The following is a 3,756-nucleotide window of genomic DNA, read 5'->3' as shown; positions in this document are numbered from 1 at the left end:
TGTTGGCTATAGCCTGATTCTCTGTCGGACTTCCTCCATACTTGCCGCCCCCTATGAGCTTTTCTCCTCTCGGCCTGTCGTTGCGGGCAGCATATATTGCCGCCCTTATATCATTCTCCCAAGCGAATACCCTTTTTATTAACCCCAGTTTTGGGAACTTGCCCACCCTTCTAAGGCTAAGGTCCTCAACTTCCTTCTCTTCATTCTCCATTTATCTTCTCCTCCAGCTCCGCAGCCCTGGTGTTATACCATGCTGCCTTGCGCATATCCTCGGCAAACTTCCCTTTATGCTTGGCCCGCCAGTTATACTTGAATGCTGCTACATTGGCATAATGCATCATCCATTCCTCTCCGAATGCTGCCATCATAGCATCCCAGCACTCAATATCTCCATTACAGTAATGCGCTGGATGATTAACCATATCCGCATTCGGCTTCGTTTTTGGAGCTTCTGTTACCACAGGCTCCTTTTTTGTTTCCATTTTCACTTCTGTTGGTACTACTTTTTTCATTTTGCGCTTCCCCTTCTTTGGTTCAGTTGTCGGAGTGGCATCCAGCTCATTATCAACAGCCTTCTCCGTTTTTTTAGTTTTCTTGGTATTCTTTTCGCTCTTGGCATCAGCCATAATCATATCCTCCTTTGCTTTTTTAAGTGCCGCCCCATCGTCAGGATGCCGCTCAAGGTACTGATCCTCAAACCAAAACTTATAGCCACTCACGGATTCAGTTGTGGGTTGTACTTTGTAAAGGGCTGTGGCCAGTGATATATCCTGCCGTTTAGCCATAACTCCAATATTTTCATATACTTTGATGATGGTATCGTCTTTACATAACACCACGGCTCTTGCTTCAGCTTTCATGCTTTCACCTTCCTGTCATTATTCCGATATACATAATTCTCACAAACAGGCTCGCTATCGTCTCTTTCTTCACGATAATGCTGGCACCATCCTGTGTATTTTAGACTCATCTTGGAGAATGTCTGCCAGTCCAATTTTTCCGATGGTTTATATCTCTTGCAATATGCGCATATCTTCTTTTTAGCCATGTCATTTTCCTCACTCTATAAATACCAAGCCTCTTTTATATCGCCCTGCCTCAAACCTCTTGTGGGGGCCTGGGTATGTCATCCACCTCAGCAGCTTCATATTGAGGCCTGTCCTCTTATGAATTTCCTCTAATGTTCCATCGCAGATGTTTGTCTCGTTTTCATATAGTGCATATACTCTTTTGGCCCGCTCTTCTCTGGTCATTGCTGCTCCTTCTTTCTGAGAATCACTCTGCCCGCTATCATGTACCTTGTAGGCGCATACCAGTCATATAATTTCCAACCGAAATAAAATGATATCCAGCCAAATTGTCCGGTGAGCTTCCATGGGTTACACCAGAAGCCCCTGCCAGTGACAATCTCATACCAGTCCTTATTTTTATAATCTTTGCGTCTTTCATTAAGCTGGGTATAATCAGCATCTATTCCAAAGAGATAGAATGCGAAGCCATAGCTGTTATTCCTATACAGCCATAAGGTTCTACAGAAATACCGTTGAATGCGCTCCCACAATGTGAAATTATCATCAATGAGAATCACACATCCCTTGTCTCTGTTGTATTGGTCAAGCTCTGGGGTGTATTCCCGTGAGGACCGGTAATGCTTATCAAAGTCATATCTGAATATTTTTGGTGCTCTTTCCTTGACGAAGAACTCCACATCACATGAATCGTCCCATGTCTGCCAGTACCGCAGGAAACCATGCAGCTCCCCACGCTCATCACAGAATGGAGTTACCAACCAATTGGTCAGGTAACAAAGAATTGTAAAAAACGTGTTCAAAGGAAAATATAATATCCACTTCATGCTCTATCCTCCAGTCCAATAATAATTACCAGCCCACATAGCAGGGCTCCCAGTATGGCGCCCAGTAAGAAGGTTATCAATGTCCACATCTTCTATCACCATCCACCATAGCCGCCCACAATGCCTGAGCCAACACACAGGCCAATATCAACACAGCCGCCCCGCCCGTGACTACTCCAGCAAGATAACTTGTTATATCCACGTCAGCACCTCCCGCTTGCATGGGCCTTAAATAGCTTATAGAAGCGCCGGTATGATTTATCCAGCCTCTTGAATATCTTTACAGCCTCCGGCCATGGAACCATCTGGATGCGAAACTCCGTTGTTCCCAAAGCATCCACAATCTCCTCATTGCCATGAATTTCATAACCACATTCACTGGATTCACATGTTTGGCTATTGGAATAGATAATGGCTCTGCCGTTGCCAATCACCTGCAGCACATCATTATGATTTGCTCCCAGTAGGCTCCATTGTTCGTGTGTGCCTCGGTTTCTTATGTAAATCAGTGGTACCCGCACTCTGTAATCTTTTATCATCCCTTTTATCCCCTCTCTTTTTCAGCCCTTCAATAATCACTATGGACTTGTTGATTTTGCCCGGAAGGTTTGACTTGTGCCCATCCTTTATGGGTGGATGTAGTTTAAAAGCCTCTCGGATCTCGTACAAATCATCCAGTGATAAATTGATGGCATATTTGCTCCTTGTCATTTCCGCCCCTCCATCATAAACATTGCTGTCTCAATGACATTATGCAGGCTTTTTAATTCTTCATAATCTAGGCAATATGATGTTCTTCTCCAGGTTTGTATACCGTTTTGAAGCACTTTTCTATCACAAAGTATGTTGCAGTGGTTTATTTCTACATGGACTGTGATTTCTTGGTTAGCACCTAATCGCAACTTGTTTATTTTCATTCTTCTTCCTCCAAGATTCTTTATTAGTCATTGTCAGCCCTCCTATTCCACCGCTCTATAGCTTTATCTTTATTTTTTGCTGGCACACTTGCATAACATTCTCTACACCATACATATGCTTCGCCTTCGCAGTCGGGCAAATCTGGTAATGCCTTTTTAAGCCATTCAGAATGTGTATGTGGTGGAATAATTTCTATATATGCTCTACCACCACAAAAAGGGCATGTTTTCAATTCATTCATTTACTCGCCCTCCTGCTGTTTTGTCATTTGCATATTTGTGCCCACTATCAAATTATTCCAAGAATTAACAGATTCTTCTATTGTCGGATGATAACTGGTAGTGCGTAAACATTTAAGACACTGTATGCGATACATTAGGCTATCTTCGACAGTTTTATACTTTTCTTTGGGTATTTTAGTTTGCCGTATAACAGGAATTTCGCCACACTTACAGCATGGCAATAATTCCATAGGTAAAAGTATCGGTTTTAAAAATTCATCAACATTAACTCCCAATGCCTCTGCAAATTTAGCCACCACTGATATTTTAGGCTCTCGCTTGCCTGTTTTGTATCGGCTTAGCGTCACTTCTGTCATCCCAGTCTTTGTCGATAACTCTTTCCCGCTGATGTCTTTTTCTTTGCATAACCTTTTTAAATTCTCAACAAACAGCTTATTCATTGTCAGCCCTCCTTAGAACGGGATATCATCATCCGGTACCGGAGTACCACCGAAGCTACCAAGGTCATTCTGACTATTGCCACCAGCTGGGGCACCGCCGCCCCCGTTGTCCTTCTTGCTGCCACAGAACTCTACCTCGGTCAAAATAACCTCTGTCACATATCGCTTGGAGCCGTCCTGTGCATCATAGCTCCTGACCTGCATCCGCCCCTCAACAAGGACCTCTGAGCCTTTTATAAGATTATTAGCCACTATCTCTGCCAGCTTTTCCCAGGCAACGCATGGAATAAAATCAGCAGTT

Annotated in this window: 11 protein-coding genes; all 11 read right to left on the bottom strand. The window is 43.5% G+C overall.

Annotated elements, in window-relative coordinates:
* A partial coding sequence (locus K6C05_RS10270) for a hypothetical protein (RefSeq protein WP_296734409.1) occupies positions 1-211 on the bottom strand: 211 nt, incomplete at its 3' end.
* The gene (locus K6C05_RS10265) at positions 201-860 is read right to left on the bottom strand and encodes a DUF3310 domain-containing protein (RefSeq protein ID WP_296734406.1); all 660 of its coding nucleotides are present in this window, start codon (positions 858-860) and stop codon (positions 201-203) included. The genes K6C05_RS10265 and K6C05_RS10270, both read right to left, overlap by 11 nt.
* The gene (locus K6C05_RS10260; protein WP_296734404.1) at positions 857-1,048 is read right to left on the bottom strand and encodes a hypothetical protein; all 192 of its coding nucleotides are present in this window, start codon (positions 1,046-1,048) and stop codon (positions 857-859) included. The genes K6C05_RS10265 and K6C05_RS10260 overlap by 4 nt, the downstream gene beginning before the upstream one ends.
* Positions 1,049-1,058: 10 nt before the next feature.
* Complete coding sequence (locus K6C05_RS10255) at positions 1,059-1,253, bottom strand: hypothetical protein (protein WP_296734402.1); 195 nt, start codon at positions 1,251-1,253, stop codon at positions 1,059-1,061.
* Positions 1,250-1,831, bottom strand: coding sequence for a hypothetical protein (locus K6C05_RS10250; RefSeq protein ID WP_296734401.1), 582 nt, complete (start codon positions 1,829-1,831; stop codon positions 1,250-1,252). The genes K6C05_RS10255 and K6C05_RS10250 overlap by 4 nt, the downstream gene beginning before the upstream one ends.
* A 100-nt stretch (positions 1,832-1,931) precedes the next feature.
* On the bottom strand, positions 1,932-2,057 hold the full coding sequence (locus K6C05_RS10245; protein WP_296734399.1) for a hypothetical protein: 126 nt from the start codon (positions 2,055-2,057) through the stop codon (positions 1,932-1,934).
* A 1-nt stretch (position 2,058) separates the two neighbouring features.
* Complete coding sequence (locus K6C05_RS10240) at positions 2,059-2,394, bottom strand: hypothetical protein (protein ID WP_296734398.1); 336 nt, start codon at positions 2,392-2,394, stop codon at positions 2,059-2,061.
* A gap of 168 nt (positions 2,395-2,562) precedes the next feature.
* A complete protein-coding gene (locus K6C05_RS10235) occupies positions 2,563-2,772 on the bottom strand; it encodes a hypothetical protein (protein WP_296734395.1) in 210 nt (69 codons plus the stop codon).
* Between the two features lie 23 nt (positions 2,773-2,795).
* Positions 2,796-3,014, bottom strand: a complete 219-nt coding sequence (locus K6C05_RS10230; protein WP_296734393.1) for a Lar family restriction alleviation protein — start codon at positions 3,012-3,014, stop codon at positions 2,796-2,798.
* On the bottom strand, positions 3,015-3,455 hold the full coding sequence (locus tag K6C05_RS10225) for a helix-turn-helix transcriptional regulator (RefSeq protein WP_296734391.1): 441 nt from the start codon (positions 3,453-3,455) through the stop codon (positions 3,015-3,017). It lies immediately after the preceding gene.
* A 12-nt stretch (positions 3,456-3,467) separates the two neighbouring features.
* On the bottom strand, positions 3,468-3,756 hold a 289-nt coding region (locus tag K6C05_RS10220; protein WP_296734389.1), incomplete at its 5' end, for a single-stranded DNA-binding protein.

Source organism: Anaerovibrio sp., assembly GCF_024697385.1.
Lineage (GTDB): Bacteria > Bacillota > Negativicutes > Selenomonadales > Selenomonadaceae > Anaerovibrio.
Note: the sequence above shows the minus strand (reverse complement) of the source record. Positions and strands in the feature narration are given on the sequence as shown.

What these genes read in the sequence shown, in the direction of transcription:
- K6C05_RS10240 (WP_296734398.1), bottom strand. Translation starts at nt 2,394, where the DNA reads ATGATAAAAGATTACAGAGTGCGGGTACCACTGATTTACATAAGAAAC.
- K6C05_RS10225 (WP_296734391.1), bottom strand. Translation starts at nt 3,455, where the DNA reads ATGAATAAGCTGTTTGTTGAGAATTTAAAAAGGTTATGCAAAGAAAAA.
- K6C05_RS10230 (WP_296734393.1), bottom strand. Translation starts at nt 3,014, where the DNA reads ATGAATGAATTGAAAACATGCCCTTTTTGTGGTGGTAGAGCATATATA.
- K6C05_RS10260 (WP_296734404.1), bottom strand. Translation starts at nt 1,048, where the DNA reads ATGGCTAAAAAGAAGATATGCGCATATTGCAAGAGATATAAACCATCG.
- K6C05_RS10265 (WP_296734406.1), bottom strand. Translation starts at nt 860, where the DNA reads ATGAAAGCTGAAGCAAGAGCCGTGGTGTTATGTAAAGACGATACCATC.
- K6C05_RS10255 (WP_296734402.1), bottom strand. Translation starts at nt 1,253, where the DNA reads ATGACCAGAGAAGAGCGGGCCAAAAGAGTATATGCACTATATGAAAAC.
- K6C05_RS10235 (WP_296734395.1), bottom strand. Translation starts at nt 2,772, where the DNA reads ATGAAAATAAACAAGTTGCGATTAGGTGCTAACCAAGAAATCACAGTC.